15 protein-coding genes and 2 tRNA genes are annotated in these 17232 nt (G+C 69.9%); 7 read left to right on the top strand and 10 right to left on the bottom strand.

Annotated features, from left to right (window positions below; all coding sequences use genetic code 11):
- Positions 1-347 precede the first annotated feature (347 nt).
- Genes ndk through ACNNMR_RS13920 form a run of 4 tightly spaced genes read right to left on the bottom strand, consistent with a single transcriptional unit; the run spans position 348 to position 4276 of the window.
- Positions 348-761, bottom strand: coding sequence for a nucleoside-diphosphate kinase (gene ndk / locus ACNNMR_RS13905; protein ID WP_419994906.1), 414 nt, complete (start codon positions 759-761; stop codon positions 348-350).
- A 48-nt stretch (positions 762-809) separates the two neighbouring features.
- A complete protein-coding gene (locus ACNNMR_RS13910) occupies positions 810-1175 on the bottom strand; it encodes a DUF4233 domain-containing protein (RefSeq protein ID WP_419994907.1) in 366 nt (121 codons plus the stop codon).
- A gap of 12 nt (positions 1176-1187) precedes the next feature.
- Positions 1188-2723 carry a bifunctional tetrahydrofolate synthase/dihydrofolate synthase gene (gene folC / locus ACNNMR_RS13915; RefSeq protein WP_419994908.1) on the bottom strand — a complete coding sequence of 512 codons (1536 nt, stop codon included), beginning with the start codon at positions 2721-2723 and terminating at the stop codon, positions 1188-1190.
- 35 nt (positions 2724-2758) lie between these two features.
- Complete coding sequence (locus ACNNMR_RS13920) at positions 2759-4276, bottom strand: right-handed parallel beta-helix repeat-containing protein (RefSeq protein ID WP_419994909.1); 1518 nt, start codon at positions 4274-4276, stop codon at positions 2759-2761.
- A gap of 90 nt (positions 4277-4366) precedes the next feature.
- Between ACNNMR_RS13920 and ACNNMR_RS13925 the strand changes: the two genes are divergently transcribed.
- From ACNNMR_RS13925 to ACNNMR_RS13935, 3 genes are all read left to right on the top strand, one after another.
- Positions 4367-5419, top strand: a complete 1053-nt coding sequence (locus ACNNMR_RS13925) for a substrate-binding domain-containing protein (RefSeq protein ID WP_419994910.1) — start codon at positions 4367-4369, stop codon at positions 5417-5419.
- Between the two features lie 100 nt (positions 5420-5519).
- Positions 5520-6671, top strand: coding sequence for a rod shape-determining protein (locus ACNNMR_RS13930; RefSeq protein ID WP_419994911.1), 1152 nt, complete (start codon positions 5520-5522; stop codon positions 6669-6671).
- An 89-nt stretch (positions 6672-6760) separates the two neighbouring features.
- On the top strand, positions 6761-7369 hold the full coding sequence (locus ACNNMR_RS13935) for a hypothetical protein (protein WP_419994912.1): 609 nt from the start codon (positions 6761-6763) through the stop codon (positions 7367-7369).
- Between the two features lie 126 nt (positions 7370-7495).
- Here the strand turns inward: ACNNMR_RS13935 and ACNNMR_RS13940 are convergent, their stop codons facing one another.
- Positions 7496-10114, bottom strand: a complete 2619-nt coding sequence (locus ACNNMR_RS13940) for a valine--tRNA ligase (RefSeq protein WP_419994913.1) — start codon at positions 10112-10114, stop codon at positions 7496-7498.
- A 169-nt stretch (positions 10115-10283) separates the two neighbouring features.
- Here ACNNMR_RS13940 and ACNNMR_RS13945 point away from each other — a divergent pair, with 169 nt between their 5' ends.
- Positions 10284-11336 (top strand): hypothetical protein, encoded by a 1053-nt coding sequence (locus ACNNMR_RS13945; protein ID WP_419994914.1) that lies wholly within the window; start codon positions 10284-10286, stop codon positions 11334-11336.
- A gap of 66 nt (positions 11337-11402) precedes the next feature.
- On the opposite strand, the gene clpX is transcribed toward ACNNMR_RS13945, so the two are convergent.
- The 5 genes from clpX to ACNNMR_RS13970 form a co-directional block, all read right to left on the bottom strand.
- On the bottom strand, positions 11403-12689 hold the full coding sequence (gene clpX, locus ACNNMR_RS13950; RefSeq protein WP_419994915.1) for an ATP-dependent Clp protease ATP-binding subunit ClpX: 1287 nt from the start codon (positions 12687-12689) through the stop codon (positions 11403-11405).
- A gap of 182 nt (positions 12690-12871) precedes the next feature.
- A complete protein-coding gene (locus ACNNMR_RS13955; protein ID WP_419994916.1) occupies positions 12872-13585 on the bottom strand; it encodes an ATP-dependent Clp protease proteolytic subunit in 714 nt (237 codons plus the stop codon).
- A gap of 59 nt (positions 13586-13644) precedes the next feature.
- On the bottom strand, positions 13645-14256 hold the full coding sequence (locus tag ACNNMR_RS13960) for an ATP-dependent Clp protease proteolytic subunit (protein WP_419994917.1): 612 nt from the start codon (positions 14254-14256) through the stop codon (positions 13645-13647).
- Positions 14257-14529: 273 nt separating this feature from the next.
- Positions 14530-15957: a trigger factor gene (gene tig / locus ACNNMR_RS13965; protein ID WP_419994918.1), complete on the bottom strand. Its 1428-nt coding sequence runs from the start codon at positions 15955-15957 to the stop codon at positions 14530-14532.
- Between the two features lie 198 nt (positions 15958-16155).
- Positions 16156-16232 (bottom strand) — tRNA-Pro (locus tag ACNNMR_RS13970).
- Between the two features lie 167 nt (positions 16233-16399).
- Here ACNNMR_RS13970 and ACNNMR_RS13975 point away from each other — a divergent pair.
- The 3 genes from ACNNMR_RS13975 to ACNNMR_RS13985 all read left to right on the top strand — a co-directional run bounded on the left by ACNNMR_RS13975 (position 16400) and on the right by ACNNMR_RS13985 (position 17231).
- Positions 16400-16470 (top strand) — tRNA-Gly (locus ACNNMR_RS13975).
- Positions 16471-16564: 94 nt separating this feature from the next.
- A complete protein-coding gene (locus tag ACNNMR_RS13980) occupies positions 16565-16804 on the top strand; it encodes a DUF7683 domain-containing protein (RefSeq protein ID WP_419994919.1) in 240 nt (79 codons plus the stop codon).
- Positions 16805-16895: 91 nt separating this feature from the next.
- Positions 16896-17231 (top strand): ArsR/SmtB family transcription factor, encoded by a 336-nt coding sequence (locus ACNNMR_RS13985; protein WP_419994920.1) that lies wholly within the window; start codon positions 16896-16898, stop codon positions 17229-17231.
- The last annotated feature ends 1 nt before the right edge of the window (position 17232 follow it).

Consider the following 17232-nt stretch of genomic DNA (forward strand, 5'->3'; position numbering starts at 1 on the left):
GAAAGGACCCACGAGGCAGCGCCCGCGCCCGCCCACCCGAAAGAGCCTGCGGGCACCACCCGCGGCAGCCACACAGCGACCCGCGGCAGCCGCACGGCCCAACAAGCCCGCCGGGCACACCGGCAGTCGCACGGCCACAGAGCCGCGCACAGCACCCGCGCGGTCCCCGCACGCCCCGGAAAGAGCGCGCGAGGCAGCGCTCGCGAGGCAGCGCGCCCCAAAGGGCCCGCGGGGCAGCACCCGCGCCCGCCCACCCGAAAGGGGCCGCGGGCAGCGCCCGCATAGGTCGCTCGGCCGACGAGCTGCCCTCCCCCGTCGCACGGGGCAACGGGTGGGCGGGTGGGCAACTAGGCCAGGCCGGGGAAGAAGAGCTTCAGCTCGCGTTCGGCCGACTCCTCCGAGTCGCTCGCATGGATCAGGTTCTCGCGCACGATCGTGCCGAAGTCGCCCCGGATCGAGCCCGGCGCCGCCGCGATCGGATCCGTCGGCCCCGCCAGGGTGCGCAGGCCCTCGATCACCCGCTCGCCGTCAACGACCAGCGCCACCACCGGACCGGAGGCCATGAACTCCACCAGCGGCTCGTAGAAGGGCTTGCCGACGTGCTCGCCGTAGTGCTGCTCCAGGACCGACCGGTCCAGCGTGCGCAGCTCCATCGCCGCGATCTGCCAGCCCGCCTTGCGCTCGATACGGCCGACGATCTCCCCGACCAGTCCGCGGCGGACGGCGTCGGGCTTGAGAAGGACGAGGCTGCGCTGGCTCACGGTGCGGCTCCTTGCAAAGGCTTTGCGTACGGGACGGTGCCGCAGACCTTACCCGGCGGCCGGGGCGGCCGAGCCCGGGCCCTCGTCAGCTGCCGCCCGGGCCGCCTTGATCTCGTCGACTTTGCGGCCGAAATGCACCGCCGCCCACCACAGCGCCGCGAAGCAGGCGCCGAGGAAGAACATCAGCGGTACGACGAAGCCACTCAGGATCAGCCCGATCTGCAGCGCCCAGCCCAGCTGCACCGCGCCCGGCCGCGACAGCATCCCGCACAGCAGCACGCTCAGCGCCATGGCGGTGCCGAAGATCCCCCACACCGCACCCGCCGACAGCGAGCTCAGCTGCATCGCCACCAGCCCGGCAAAGCCGATGATGAAGAACTCGCCGATCAGCGTGCTCGCACACAGCGTCCGCATCGCGCGTAACCCCTATTCCTTGCCCAGCAGCAGCCGGGCCTCGCCCACGGTGATGACGGACCCCGTCACCAGCACGCCGGCCCCGGCATACTCGGCCTCTTCCTCGGCCAGGGTAATCGCGGCCTCCAGCGCATCGTCGAGCCGCGGCTCGACAACCACCCGGTCCTCGCCGAAGACCTCGACCGCGAGCCCCGCGAGCTCGTCCACGTCCATCGCCCGCTCGCTGGCGTTGCGGGTCACCACGACCTCGGCGAAGACCGGCTCGAAGGCCTCCAGCAGCCCGCGTACGTCCTTGCCGACCGTCGCGCCGACGACCCCGATAAGGCGGCTGAAACCGAACGCCTCCGAGATCCCGGCCGCGGCCGCCCGCGCCCCCGCGGGATTGTGCGCGGCGTCCAGGACGACGCTCGGGCTGCGCCGCAGCACCTCGAGCCGACCGGGCGACACCACGGAAGCGAAGGCCTGCCGCACGGTGTCCGCGTCGAGCGTGCGCGAGTGCTCGGAGCCGACGCCGAAGAACGCCTCGACCGCGGCCAGCGCCACCGCCGCGTTGTGCGCCTGATGCTCGCCGTGCACCGGCAGGAAGATGTTGTCGTACTCGCCGCCGAGGCCGCGCAGCGTCACCAGCTGCCCGCCGACGGCGACCTCGCGCGCGACGACGCCGAACTCCATGCCCTCGCGCGCCACCGTCGCATCCACCTCGACGGCCCGCTTCAGCACGACCTGCGCCGCCTCGACGGGCTGCTGCGCCAGCACCACCGTGGCGTCCTTCTTGACGATCCCGGCCTTGTCGGCGGCGATCGCCGCGGGGGTGTCGCCGAGGACGCTGGTGTGGTCGAGGTCGATCGGCGTGATCACCGCGACCGGCGCGTCGATGACATTGGTCGTATCCCAGCTGCCGCCCATGCCGACCTCGACCACCGCGACGTCGACGGGCGCGTCCGCGAAGGTCGCGTATGCCATGCCGGTCATCAGCTCGAAGAAGGAGAGCGGGTTCTCCTGCCGGGCGTCGGTCATCTCCGCGTACGGCTTGATGTCCCGGTACGCCTCGATGAACTTCTCCGGCGCGATCGGCGCCCCGTCCAGCACGATGCGCTCGGTGATCGACTGCAGGTGCGGGCTGGTGTAGCGGCCGGTGCGCAGGTCGCAGGCGAGGAGCAGCGCCTCGATCATGCGGGCGGTGGAGGTCTTGCCGTTGGTGCCCGTGATGTGGATGGACGGGTACGAGCGCTGCGGCTCGCCGAGGATGTCCATCAGCATCTCGATCCGCGCGAGCGTCGGATCGATCTTCGTCTCCGGCCACCGCTGCTGCAGCTCGGCCTCGACCTCCCGCAGCTCGCGGTCGACCTCGGGGTCGCTGGGCCGGGCCGGAATGCCGTCCCCCTGCGGCGCGCCCGCCTGGGCGCGGAGGGTGCGGCTGCCGGCCTCGATGACGGCGAGGTCGGGGTCGCGGTTGGTCTCCTCGCCGACGATCTCGTCGAAGGCGTCGTCGTCGGGGGTGGGGTCGTCGTCGGGGTCAGGACCTGCGGAATCGGGGCGCGCGCTCACGGGGCCAGTGTAGGAGGAGCGCGCGCCCCGGTGCGTCAGCAGGCTCGGGTCGCCTGGTGGGCGCCGATGTCCGGGGCGCAGCCGCCCGGGACCGGGTTGCCGTAATAGTCGCGGCCGCCGTTGCCGGACACCGCCTTGCCCGCCTTCAGTGCCGCGGAGCCGGAGCCGAGGTGTACGTCCCCGGCCCCCGGGTCCGCCAGCCGCGGGTCGCCCGTCACCTTGGCCGGGTCGGTCGGCTCGTTCGCCGGGTGGTTGCCGTGGAAGAGGTTGTTCGACCAGGTGTGGTCGCCGGCGATGTAGTCGAAGCCGCCGCTGCCGTAGTTCGCGAAGAGGTTGTTCGTCCACTTCACCGTGGTCGCCTGGTCCTGCTTGATGAAGTCCGTGGTCGAGCCTTCCGGCAGGTAGAAGGTGTTGTTGTAGAAGTGGGCGTTCTTCTCGCCCGCGGCCAGGAGCAGCTTGGCGCCGTCGTTGACGCTGGTGTTGTAGCGGACGACCGTCCCGGTCGACTTCGACCCCGCCCCGCAGCCGCCGCACAGCAGCATGAAGCCGCCCTCGTTGTCGTGGCTGTAGTTGTACTGGAAGAGGGCGTTGTTCACGCCGAAGTCGGCGTCGAAGGCCATCCCGTCGTTGAGCGCCGGGAAGCGGACGTGGTGCACCTCGTTGTACTGGAACACCGGGTTGTCGCTGTTGATCGTCCAGAAGCCGGCGTTGTTGCCCTTGGAGCGCATCCACAGGTCGTAGCCCTCGTTGTGCTCGACCAGCCCGCGGTCGGAGGCGCGCAGCACGATGCCGTCGCCGCCGATGTCGTGGATCTCGTTGCCGCGGAAGACGACGTTCGTCGACGCCAGCCAGTTGTTCTTGCCCGAGCAGCCGTCGCCGGTGCCGTATTCGGGGCGGCACATCCACGTGGAGACGTTGGTGAGTCCCTCGCGGTCGACCTTGTAGATCTCGTTGTCGAGGGCGTACGCGCCGTCGAAGCGGGTCGGCTTCTTCGTCCCGCTCACCCGGAACTGGATGCCGTTGGACCGCTTGTTGTCGTCCCCGGACACGTGGTGGACGTACAGGTTCTGCAGCACGATGTGGTGCCCCGTGCCGAAGTCCTCCAGCTCGGCGAGGACGCCGTTGCGCTCGGCCGGGGTGGCGGCGTTGTTGGTCACCTCCAGGTCCCTGACCTCCCAGTACTGGACGTTGTACAGGTGCACGGGGGCGTAGACCTTGCCCTCCCCCGCGATCACCGGGCGGGACGAACCGGTGCCGTACGCGCCGACCTTGACCGGCGCGGCCGCGCTGCCGGAGCCCTTGGGCTTGAGCTGGCCGGTGCAGGTGGCGCCGCGCTTGAGGAGCAGCCGGTCGCCGGGGCCGTAGGTGCGGGCGCCCGCGGCCGCGAGGGAGTTCCAGGGGGACGCGCTGGTGCCGTTCCCGCTCGCGGTGGCTGAGCAGTCGACGTAGTAGGTGGACGCGGCGGGCTTCGCCGCGGCGGACGGGCCGGGGACGGCTAGGGCTGCTGCTGCCGCCGCCAGGGCCATGCCAAGAAGCGCTCGGAGTCGGATCACGGCCCCGGACGCTAGGGAGCGACTGATCGTACGTCAAGGGTTCTCGGATCGTTCGGTCAATCGATCAGAAGCTGGTCTAGGGTGTGCTCCATGCGTACGCCCGCGGCCGAGCGCCGCCAGCAGATCGTCACGGTGGTGCGGGACCAGGGCGTCATCCGCCTCGCCGACCTCGCCGCGCGGCTGAACGTCTCCCCCGTCACCGTCCGCCGCGACGTCGAGGCCCTCGCCCAGCAGGGCTTGCTGCACCGCACGCACGGCGCGGTGCGCCCGGCGGCTGCCGCGGGCGCCGCAGCCGCCCCCGACCGCCCGGCGACCGCGGTGCTCGGCATGCTGGTCCCGGACGCCGCGTACTACTTCGCCGACATCATCCGCGGCGCCCGCGCGGCCGCGGCCGAGGCCGGCGCCCGGCTCGTACTCGGCATCTCCGGCTACCGACCCGAGGAGGACCGCGCCCAGCTCGACCGCCTCGCCGAGTCCGGCGCCGACGCCCTGCTGCTGAGCCCGAGCTGGCCGGACGGCCACCCCACGGCCGCCGAGTCCGACCAGCTGCGCCGCCTCACCACCCCGGCCGTGCTGGTCGAGCGCCGCGCCGCCCCCGGCACCCCCGTCGCGGACCTCGACCGGGTCAGCTCCGACCACACCCACGGCTGCTTCCTCGCCGTACGGCACCTGGCCGCCCTCGGCCACGACCGGATCCGCCTCGTCGCCCGCGCGGACAGCCCGACCGCGACGGCGGTACGGGCGGGCTTCGCGGCGGCGGCGAAGGCGCTGGACCTCCCGGCGCAGGAGCCCCTCTCCGGCGGGCCGGGGGAACTGGAGCGGGCGGCGGACCAGTTGGCGGCGGCGGTCACGGCCGGCGAGACCCAGGCCGTGCTGGTGCACAACGACATCGACGCGATCGCCCTGGTGCAGCGCCTGCACACGCACGGCGTGCGGGTGCCCGATGACCTCGCCCTCATCGCGTACGACGACGAGATGGCGGCGCTCGCGGATACGCCGCTCACGGCCGTCGCCCCGCCCAAGCGGGCCGTCGGCGAGACGGCGGTGCGGCTGGCGCTGCGGCGCGTGGGCGCCACCTCCGACCCAGGCACCCATGTCGAACTCCTGCCGCAGCTGCGGGTCCGGGAGTCGTGCGGAGCATAAAGACGCGTACATGACGTAATGAGCGTGCGAGGCCGCTTTAAATCCTCCGTGCCCCATTTGCCATAATCGGTCACTCGGACCGGCAGAGGGTGGGAGCACGATGACCAAGCAGCAGTCGTATCGCGGGCGGGACCTCGGCATAGACCTCGGGACCGCGAACACCCTGGTCTACGCCCAGGGCAAGGGCGTCGTCCTCAACGAGCCGTCCGTCGCCGCCGTCAGCTCCGCCGGCGAGGTCCTCGTCGTCGGCGCCGAGGCCAAGAAGACCATCGGCCGCACCCCCTCCGGCATCGTCGCCGTACGGCCGCTGCGCGACGGCGTGATCGCGGACTTCGAGATCGCCGAGCGGATGCTGCGGCACTTCATCAAGAAGGTCAGCGGCAGCCGCCTCTTCCGACGCGGCCCGCGGGTCGTCATCTGCATTCCCTCCGGCATTACGGGCGTTGAGCGGCGTGCTGTCATAGAGGCGGCGGACCGCGCGGGCGCGCAGCAGGTGCACCTCATCGAGGAGCCGCTCGCGGCGGCGATCGGCGCGGGGCTGCCGGTGGCGGAGCCGACCGGGTGCATGGTCGTGGACGTGGGCGGAGGCACGACGGAGGTCGCGGTGATCTCGCTGGGCGGCATCGTCTCGTCCCGTTCGGTACGGGTCGCGGGCGACGCGATGGACACCGCCATCTCCACGTACGTCCACAAGGAGATGGGCCTGGCGCTCGGCGAACGCTCCGCCGAGGAGCTGAAGATGTCCATCGGGTCCGCGTCGCCCGGAGTCCTCTCCCCCGCCGGGCTCGGCGCGCTGATCGACCAGATGGGCAAGGACCCGGAGCTGCGCGCGGCGGCGGCCGGAGACCCCGAGGAGACGGCGGGGCTGCGGGCCCCGGACAAGTGCGTGGTCCGCGGGCGGGAGCTGGCGACCGGGCTGCCCCGGACGCTGGAGCTGTCGGAGGAGCAGATCCGGCATGCGCTGGCCGAACCGGTCGAGGCGATCATCTCGGCGGTACGGGACACCCTCGACGACTGTCCGCCGGAGCTGGCGGGGGACATCGTCGACCGCGGGATGGTGCTGACGGGTGGCGGGGCGCTGCTGCGGGGGCTCGATCAGCGGCTGCGGCAGGAGTTGGGGATTCCGGTGACGGTGGCGGATGATCCGCTGAATTGTGTGGTGCAGGGGACGGGGCAGTGCGTGGAGGACTTCGAGCGGCTGAAGTCCGTGATGGATACGGGGACTTCGCGGAGGCTGGTGCTGGCGGGGTGACCTGGCGGTCGGCCGGTCCGGTGGGTGGCGGGGTTCCGGACTCCCGTATTCCTTGATCGTGCGTCTGTCCGACACCGTAGGGTGAGCGCATGAGTTCCGCCCCTGCGTCGTCCGCCCGCCGGACGGCCGGGGGCGGGTTGCGTCCCGGGCCAGTGCCGCGGGCGATCGGCCGGGGGCTGCGGCGGCTGGACGTGGGGCCGTGGTTGGCGCGGGCCGGGCGGTTGCGGCGCGGGTTGATCATGCTGGGGGCGCTCGGGGCTCAAGTGGCCCTTGCCGCAGCGCATACGGGCCAGGCCCGGATGATCAGCGAGGGGCGCACGCCGGTGGGCGAGGGAGCCGTGTGGTTCGCCGGCATGGTGGTCGCGCTGCTGCTGGCGCGGATCGCGATGGGGCTGACGGCGGCCTGGACGGCACGGGTCGCCTTCGGCGGGACGGGGTCGGCTCGGGCCACGCTCGCGGTGCCCTGGACCGTGGCGCCGCTTTCCGCGCTGCCGGTGTGCGCCATCGCGTACGTCGCGCCCGTCGGCTCCGCGTGGCTGGAGGTGCCGCGGGCGCTGTGCTGGGGGTGGCTGGCGTGGCAGTGCACGGATCATGTGCACCGGGTGCAGGGGATAGCGCGGCGGAAGGCATTTCTTGCGTGCACGCTGATGCTGCTGGGGGAGTTTTTGCTGGTGGCGTTCACGCTGCCGGCGGAGTAGCGGGGCCGGGGCCGGGGTTCCACGACACCACCGAAAAAACCTCTGTGGGCACCTTGGCAGGACCAAGGGGGTTTTTTCGGCGGCGTCGCTCCACCCCGACCCCTCCTTGGGCGGGCGGCCGCGGGTTTACGCCTGCGGCAGCGACTCCAGCTGCGCCTGGATGCGGGCGATGTCCGCCTCGGCGGTGGTGAGGCGGGTGCGGATCTTGTCGACCACCTGGTCGGGCGCCTTTGCCAGGAAGGCCTCGTTGCCGAGCTTGGCCTCCGCCTGCTTCTTCTCCTTCTCGGCGGCCGCCAGGTCCTTCGTCAGGCGCTTGCGCTCCGCGGCGAAGTCGATGGCGCCGGAGAGGTCGAGGGAGACCTTCGCGCCGGCCACCGGCAGCGACGCCGTCGCGCTGAAGGCGTCGCCCTCGGGCTGCAGCCGGAGCAGCTGCCGCGCGGCGGCCTCGTGGGCCTCCAGGCCCGTACCGGACAGCTCGATCCGGGCGGGGACTCGCTGGCCCGGCTGCAGGCCCTGGTCCGAGCGGAAGCGGCGGACCTCCGTGATGACCTGCTGGAGCTTGGCGATCTCCGCCTCGGCGGCCGCGTCGCGGAAGCCCGAGTCGGACGGCCAGTCGGCGACGACGACCGACTCGCCGCCGGTCAGCGTCGTCCACAGCGTCTCGGTCACGAAGGGGACGACCGGGTGCAGCAGCCGCAGCGTCACGTCCAGGACCTCGCCCAGGACGCGGCGCGAGGCGTCGGCCGCCGGGCCGCCCTCGGCGAAGGTGGTCTTGGACAGCTCCACGTACCAGTCGAAGACCTCGTCCCACGCGAAGTGGAAGAGGGCGTCGGAGAGCTTCGCGAACTGGTAGTCCTCGTAATGCGCGTCGACCTCGGCGACGACGGCGTTGAGGCGCGACAGGATCCAGCGGTCCGTGGCCGAAAGCGACTCCGCGGCGGGCAGCGGGCCCGCCACCGTCGCGCCGTTCATCAGCGCGAAGCGGGTGGCGTTCCAGACCTTGTTGGCGAAGTTACGGGAGCCCTGCACCCAGTCCTCGCCGATCGGCACGTCCACGCCGGGGTTGGCGCCGCGGGCGAGGGTGAAGCGGACGGCGTCGGAGCCGTACTTGTCCATCCAGTCGAGGGGGTCCACGGCATTGCCGAAGGACTTCGACATCTTCTTGCCGAACTGGTCGCGCACCATGCCGTGCAGCGCGATCGTGTGGAACGGCGGGGTGCCGTCCATCGCGTACAGGCCGAACATCATCATCCGGGCGACCCAGAAGAAGAGGATGTCGTAGCCGGTGACCAGGACGGAGTTCGGATAGAACTTTTCGAGGCTCTCGGTCTGCTCGGGCCAGCCGAGTGTTGAGAAGGGCCACAGGCCGGACGAGAACCAGGTGTCGAGGACGTCCGTGTCCTGCGTCCAGCCGTCGCCGGTCGGGGGCTGCTCGTCGGGCCCCACGCAGACGATCTCGCCGTTCGGGCCGTGCCAGACCGGGATGCGGTGGCCCCACCACAGCTGGCGGGAGATGCACCAGTCGTTGAGGTTGTCGATCCAGCCGAAGTAGCGGGACTCCATCTCCTTCGGGTGCACCTTGACCCGGCCGTCGCGGACCGCGTCGCCCGCGGCCTTCGCGAGCGGGCCGACCTTGACCCACCACTGCATCGACAGGCGCGGCTCGACGGTGGTCTTGCAGCGCGAGCAGTGGCCGACGGAGTGCACGTACGGGCGCTTCTCGGCGACGATGCGGCCCTCGGCGCGCAGCGCGGCGACGATGGCGCTACGGGCCTCGAAGCGGTCCTGGCCGAGGAACGGGCCGTGCGCGGTGATCACGCCGTGCTCGTCGAGGACGTTGAGGTTTTCCAGGTTGTGGCGGCGGCCGATCTCGAAGTCGTTCGGGTCGTGCGCCGGGGTCACCTTGACCGCGCCGGAGCCGAACTCGGGGTCGACGTGCTCGTCGGCGACGATCGGGATGCGGCGGCCGGTGAGCGGCAGCTCGATCTCGGTGCCGACGAGGTGGGCATAGCGCTCGTCCTCGGGATGCACGGCCACGGCGGTGTCGCCGAGCATCGTTTCGGCGCGGGTGGTGGCGACGACGATCGAGGCGTCGCCCTCGCCGTAGCGGATGGAGACGAGCTCGCCGTCGTCCTCCTGGTACTCCACCTCGATGTCCGAGATGGCGGTCAGGCAGCGCGGGCACCAGTTGATGATGCGCTCGGCGCGATAGATCAACTCGTCGTCGTACAGCCGCTTGAAGATCGTCTGGACGGCGTCGGAGCAGCCCTCGTCCATCGTGAAGCGCTCGCGGTCCCAGTCGACGCCGTCGCCGAGGCGGCGCATCTGGCCGGAGATCTTGCCGCCGGACTCGTTCTTCCACTGCCAGACGCGCTCGATGAACGCCTCGCGGCCGAGGTCGTGCCGCGACTTGCCTTCCTTGGCGAGCTCGCGCTCGACGACGTTCTGCGTGGCGATGCCGGCGTGGTCCATGCCCGGCTGCCACAGCGTCTCGTAGCCCTGCATCCGCTTGCGCCGGGTGAGGGCGTCGATCAGGGTGTGCTCGAAGGCGTGGCCGAGGTGCAGGCTGCCGGTGACGTTGGGCGGCGGGATGACGATGGTGTACGGCTCTTTGTCGCTCTTCGCGTCCGCCTTGAAGTAACCGCGATCTACCCAGCGCTCGTACAGCGGAGCCTCTACGTCCGCCGGGGTGTACTGCGTGGGAAGTTCTGCTGCGCTGCTCTGGGGATTCGTCGCGTCGGTCACGCCATGCAGTCTACGGGGGTGTGGCGCATGCCTTGGGCCGCGCAAACAGTCGAGGAGATTCCGTAAGGAATTGTGGGGCGAAGCGGACGAATACCGGCGGCGGGCGCGCATAGAGAGCTGAGGTTCGACAGTATGTGCGCCAGTAGTCACACACGGAGGGGACCGCAACATGAGCTACAACCAGCCGCCACAGCAACCTGGCCCGTACGGCGGCGGTCAGCCAGGTCCGTATGGACAGCCCGGTCCCTACGGCCAGCCCCAGCAGCAGCCGGACCAGAACCCGTACGGCCAGCCGCAGGGCCAGCCCGGCTACGGCTACCCGCAGCAGGGCGGCCAGCAGGGCTACGGCCAGCAGGCGCCGCAAGCCCCGCAGGCCCCGGGCCCGTACGGCCAGCAGCAGCCCGGCTACGACCAGCAGTACGGCCAGCAGCAGACCCCCTACGGCCAGCCCCCGCCCCCGCCGCAGGCCCCCGGCCAGGGCGGCGGCGGCAACGGCAAGACGATCGGCATCATCGTGGCCGTCGTCGCCGCCATCGCGGTGATAGCCGGCGGCGGTTACCTGCTGCTCGGCGGCGATGACGACGACGGCAAGAAGGACGACAAGATCGCGGGCAAGGACGGGGGCAAGGAGAAGCCCAAGGTCCCGGCGAAGAAGTACAAGCTCACCACCCCGGAGACGGTGGCCGGGCAGTACAAGAAGGACCCGTCCAACACCCCGACCACCGGCTTCAGCGAGTCCGAGAAGGCCGAGCTGGAGCAGCTCGGGGCGACCATCACGGACGACGTCTCCGCCGGCTACAAGTCGGGCACGGGCGAGAGCGCGAAGAACCTGAACTTCGCCGGCGCCTACGGCACCTTCAAGGACCCCGAGGCGCTCCTGGACAAGGCCTTCGAGAAGATGGCCGAGGGCATGGCGAAGGACTCCGACGCGTCCGGGAACACCAAGACCGAGCTGGTCGGCAGCCCCGAGGAGATGAACCCCTCCGGCCTCGACCAGGGCGCCAAGATGAAGTGCCAGGACATCAAGGTCACCATCCTCAGCGGCGAGCTGAAGGGCAAGAGCGCGACCGTCCCGAACTGCCTGTGGGCGGACAGCTCCACGATGGCGCTGGTGCAGATCGCGGACCCGACGGCGGTGCTGACCGGGCAGGGCCCGAGCCTGGAGGAGGCGTCGTCGACGACGGCGCAGGTGCGGCAGGACACGCGGGTCGAGATCAAGTAAGGGTTCGTACGGACACGGAAAAGGGGCCGCCCTCCGGAGGGCGGCCCCTTTTCGTACGTCTTGAGCTCACGCGCTCTTCTCGTGCCGCTGCCCGGACTCGGCGCTGCGCGAGCGCGGGACCAGCGTCGGGTTCACATTCGAGTGCACGACGTCCTCGGTGATGACGACGCGGGCGACGTCCTTGCGGGACGGCACCTCGTACATCGCCGACATCAGCACCTCTTCGATGATGGCGCGCAGCCCGCGCGCGCCGGTGCCGCGCAGGATCGCCTGGTCGGCGATGGCCTCCAGCGCGGGGGTGTCGAAGTCCAGCTCGACGCCGTCGAGTTCGAAGAGCCGCTGGTACTGCTTGACCAGCGCGTTCTTCGGCTCCATGAGGATCTGCAGGAGCGCCTCGCGGTCGAGGTTGTGCACGGAGGTGATCACGGGGAGCCGGCCGATGAACTCCGGGATCATCCCGAACTTCACCAGGTCCTCGGGCATGACCTCCTGGAACTGGTCGCTGGCGTCCAGCTCCCGCTTCGAGCGGATGGTGGCGCCGAAGCCGATGCCCTTGGCGCCGGCCCGCGACTCGATGATCTTCTCGAGGCCGGCGAAGGCGCCGCCCACGATGAAGAGCACGTTCGTGGTGTCGATCTGGATGAACTCCTGGTGCGGATGCTTCCGCCCGCCCTGCGGCGGTACGGACGCGGTGGTCCCCTCAAGGATCTTCAGCAGCGCCTGCTGCACGCCCTCGCCGGAGACGTCACGCGTGATCGACGGGTTTTCGCTCTTACGGGCGACCTTGTCGATCTCGTCGATGTAGATGATGCCGGTCTCGGCCTTCTTGACGTCATAGTCAGCGGCCTGGATCAGCTTCAGCAGGATGTTCTCGACGTCCTCGCCGACATAGCCCGCTTCGGTCAGCGCCGTGGCGTCGGCGATCGCGAAGGGGACATTGAGCATCCGGGCGAGGGTCTGGGCCAGCAGCGTCTTGCCGGAGCCCGTGGGGCCCAGCAGCAGAATGTTGGACTTGGCCAGCTCGATGCCGTCCTCGCCCTTCATCGTGCCGTTCTCGCCGGCCTGGACGCGCTTGTAGTGGTTGTAGACGGCGACGGAGAGCGCCTTCTTGGCGGCCTCCTGCCCCACTACATAGCTCTCCAGGAACTCGTAGATCTCGCGCGGCTTGGGCAGCTCGTCCCAGCGCACTTCGGAGGTCTCGGCGAGCTCCTCCTCGATGATTTCGTTGCAGAGGTCGATGCATTCATCGCAGATGTACACGCCGGGACCTGCGATGAGCTTCTTCACCTGCTTCTGGCTCTTTCCGCAGAATGAGCATTTGAGCAGGTCGCCGCCGTCACCGATGCGTGCCACGAGGTGCTTCCCCTTCGCCATGGGATCCGCGCTTGCTTGCCGGGCGGAACCTGGTTGCCTATCGACGGTACCTTGCCGGACCCCCCGAACGGCCCCCCTTGCGCTCAACTCACTTGGTAGTGGTCGTCACAGGGGGGCCGGGGTTCGACGATACGCCGCTGCGGCCAGCCGTATCAGCTGGTTCAGCCGCCCATCGACGTGGACATCTTGCGGGTGGAGACGATCTGGTCGACCAGGCCGTACTGGAGCGCGTCCTCAGCGGTGAGGATCTTGTCACGCTCGATGTCGTCCCGGATCTTCTCGATCGGGGTGCTGGAGTGCTTGGCCAGCATCTCCTCCAGCTGGGTCCGCATCCGGAGGATCTCCTGCGCGGCGATCTCCAGGTCGGAGACCTGGCCGCGGCCGGTCTCGCTGTACGGCTGGTGGATGAGGATGCGGGCGTTCGGCAGCGCCATCCGCTTGCCGGCGGTGCCGGCGGCGAGCAGCACGGCCGCGGCGGAGGCGGCCTGCCCCATGCACACGGTCTGAATGTCCGGCTTGACGAACTGCATGGTGTCGTAGATGGCCGTCAGCGCCGTGAACGAGCCGCCGGGCGAGTTGATGTAAACGGAGATGTCCCGGTCCGGGTCCATCGACTCCAGGCACAGCAGCTGCGCCATGACGTCGTTGGCGGAGGCGTCGTCGATCTGCACGCCGAGGAAGATCACCCGCTCCTCGAAGAGCTTCGCGTACGGGTCGTACTCGCGCACGCCCTGCGAGGTGCGCTCGACGAAGCGCGGGATGACGTAACGGGACTCGGCGCCGAGGCCGCCGGCGCCCTGGGCGGCGCGGTCGGCTCGCTCGGCCTGCTCGGCCTGCATGCGGTCGTAGAGGCCGCTGCCGGGGAAGTTCTGCATCGTGGTGTTCCGTCCTGCGATGGGGTGGTCTGGGGCGTCGGGAGAAGGCTCGCGGGCGCTTACGCCCCGGTGCCGCCACCGCCCGGAATGTCCGCGGCGGAGCCGATGACCTGGTCGAGGAGGCCGTAGTCCCGGGCTTCCTCGGCGTTGAACCAGCGGTCGCGGTCCGCGTCGTGGGTCCACTGCTCAAGGGTCTGGCCGGTGTGCTGCGCGGAGAGCTCGCCCAGGCGCTTCTTCGTACGGATCAGCTGCTCGGCGTGGATCTTGATGTCCGACGCGGAGCCGGCGAGGCCGGCCGACGGCTGGTGGATCAGGATCTCGGCGTTCGGCAGCGCGTACCGCTTCCCCGGGGTGCCGGCGCTGAGCAGGAACTGCCCCATGGACGCGGCGAGGCCCATCGCGATGGTGACGACGTCGTTCTTGATGAACTGCATCGTGTCGTAGATCGCCATGCCGGCGGTCACCGAGCCGCCCGGGCTGTTGATGTAAAGGTTGATGTCCTTGTCGGGGTCGGCGGCAAGGAGGAGCAGCTGCGCCGTGATCTTGTTGGCGATGTCGTCGTCGACCGGCTGCCCGAGGAAAATGATCCGCTCGTTGAGCAGCCTGTTGTAGACCTGGTCGCCGAGGCCGCCGGCCATCTCGCCCGGGGCGGAAAGCATCGGGTTCGTCACGTGTCCACCTGCTCGCGTAGTCCGGCGGCCCTGGGCCGCCTACTGGTTCTCTTTAACTTGCTATGGACCCTAACGCGCTGGTCGATAGGTGCCATCCCGGTTCCGGAACTGTTCGCTGTGAGCGCAGGCCCACTACAAGCCAGTCCGGCGTTTGAGGACGAGCGCCGCCAGGCGCGATACGGGGGTCTGGGGGCGGAGCCCCCAGGGACGACGCCGACGGGCCCCCGCCACGCAGCTGCGCGACAGGGGCCCGCCAGGGACGTACAGGAGGGCTCAGGCCTCGGCCTTCTCGTCGGCCTTGGCCTCGGTGGCCTCGGCCTTCTCGTCGGCGGCCTCGGTCACCTCGCCCGCGTCCGCGGACTCCGCGGACACGGTCTCCGCGGTCTCATCCTCATCGTCGAGCTCGACGACCTCACCGTTCGTGTCCTTGACCGTCGCGGCCTCGACCACGATGGCGAGGGCCTTGCCGCGCGCGACCTCGCCGACGAGCATCGGCACCTGGCCGCCCTCGACGACAGCCTGGGCGAACTGGTCCGGCGACATACCGGAGCCGGCCGCACGGCGCATGAGGTGCTCGGTGAGCTCCTCCTGGCCGACGTTCACCTGCTCCTTGTTGACGAGCTCGTCGAGGACGAACTGGGTCTTGATGCCCTTGGTCGCCTGCTCCTCGGTCTCCTTCTCGAACTCCTCCTCCGACTTCTCCTGCATCTTCAGGTAGCCGGCGAGGTCGAGACCCATCTGCCCGAGCTGGTGGTGCTCGAGGTTGTGCTTGCGGGTCTGGATCTCGTCCGCGAGGAGCTTCTCCGGGACGGGGATCTCGATGAGCCCGATGAGCTCGTCGAGGACCTTCTCCTGAGCCTGCGTCGCCTGGTCGTACTTCTTGGTCTGCTCAAGGCGCTTGCGGCTGTCCGCCTGCAGCTCCTCGAGGGTGTCGAACTCGCTGGCCAGCTGGGCGAAGTCGTCGTCCAGCTCGGGCAGCTCACGGGCGGCGACCTGGGTGACCTTGACGGTCACCTCGGCCTCCTTGCCCGCGGCGGTGCCGCCCTTGAGTTCGGAGGTGAAGGTGGCCTCGCCGCCGGCCTCCAGGCCGGTGACGGCCTCGTCGATGCCGTCGAGCAGCTCGCCGGAGCCGATGGTGTACGAGACGCCGCTGGCGACGCCGTCCTCGAGGACCTCGCCATCGACCTTGGCCTCGAGGTCGACGGTGACGACGTCACCCTCGGCCGCGGCCCGCTCGACGGGGCTCGTAGAAGCAAACCGCTCACGCAGCTGCTCCACGGCCTTCTCGACGTCCTCGTCGCTGACCTCGACCGCGTCGACCTCGACCTCGATGCCGGAGTAGTCCGGGATCTCGATCGCCGGGCGGATGTCCACCTCGGCGGTGAAGGTCAGGGTCTCGTTGTCCTTGAGGTCGGTGATGTCGACCTCGGGCTGGCCGAGGGGGTTGAGGTCACCCTCGTTGACAGCCTCGGTGTAGAACTTCGGAAGCGCGTCATTGACGGCCTCCTCGAGCACGGCGCCGCGACCGAACCGCTGGTCGATGACGCGCGCCGGGATCTTGCCCTTCCGGAAGCCCGGCACCGTGACCTGCTGGTTGATCTTCTTGTACGCCGCGTCGAGGCTGGGCTTGAGCTCCTCGAAGGGCACCTCGACAGTGAGCCGAACCCGGGTCGGGTTCAGGTTCTCCACGGCGCTCTTCACGGTACGGTCTCCTTGGGGCTGACATCTTGGGGGATCTGCTTGGGGAGCGCCCCGCCCGGGCCGATGGCCACTGTGCCGCGCGGGCACACACGGGAGCGCAGCTTGCATAGTACCGGCAGGCTGAAGCGCTCCCGAAACGGGATCATCGTGAGGAACCTCATGCCACCGGCCGACTACCGTCGGCGACCGGTGGACTGCTGGTCGGGGTGGCCGGATTCGAACCGACGACCTTCCGCTCCCAAAGCGGACGCGCTACCAAGCTGCGCCACACCCCGCTGGTGCGAGCAGCAGGGTACACGCCTGGAGCACCCCGCAGCGCCCGAATACCCCGCAGGTCGCACCGCACGCCCACCCCAGGCGATCACCTACGGCAACGAGTGTGCGCAAGCCCCACCCGACCCGCTACGATGCCCACCGTGCCGCACACCAATCGGCGGCACCCGCGGGCGTAGCTCAATGGTAGAGCCCCAGTCTTCCAAACTGGCTACGCGGGTTCGATTCCCGTCGCCCGCTCGGATACGGCACAAGGCCAGGTCAGAGGCTATTTCCTCTGCCTGGCCTTGATCGTTCTCAGGGTCCCGCGCCGGCCGCGCGGTAGCCTCCGGCCATGAAGTGGGTCCTCTCGGGGTTCGGCAAGGAAGACGAGCGACTCCACGTCGAGTACCAGGTCTCGAAAGAGCAACTGGCCGCAATCCGCGAGTGCGTTCCACCCGCTCTCGACGACCCCTGGTACGTACACAGCTATCCGGTGCCTCGCGATGCCTGGCCCGCCATCGATCAGATCTTGGGCTGCGGGCCACCGAACCCGGACCTTGATTACTTCGTGGACGGCTACGCAGACCCATGATCACGAATGAGAGCGGGCGGTCCCGCGAGAGCGTGACGGACGTGATGGTTCATGATTTGCTGAATTCAGAAAGACTTGTATCGTCAGGGGTGTGCTGACTCTCGCCACCGACATCGACGCGCTCTCCCGCTTCGGCCGTGCGCTCGCCGACCCGATCCGCTGCCGCCTGCTGCTGGCCCTGCGCGAGGGCCCCGCCTACCCCGCCGATCTCGCCGAGTCCCTCGGCATCTCCCGTACCCGGCTGTCCAACCACCTTGCCTGCCTGCGCGATTGCGGCCTGGTCGTCGCCACCCCGGTCGGGCGCCGGGTGCGGTACGAGCTCGCCGACTCGCGCCTCGGGCACGCCATCGACGACCTGCGCAACGCCGTCCTGGCCGTGGCGGAGGACCGCAGCTGCCCGGACGCCGGCGAGAAGGGCTGCTGCTGAC

Origin of the sequence: Streptomyces boninensis (assembly GCF_048572725.1) — a bacterium.
GTDB lineage: Bacteria > Actinomycetota > Actinomycetes > Streptomycetales > Streptomycetaceae > Streptomyces > Streptomyces boninensis.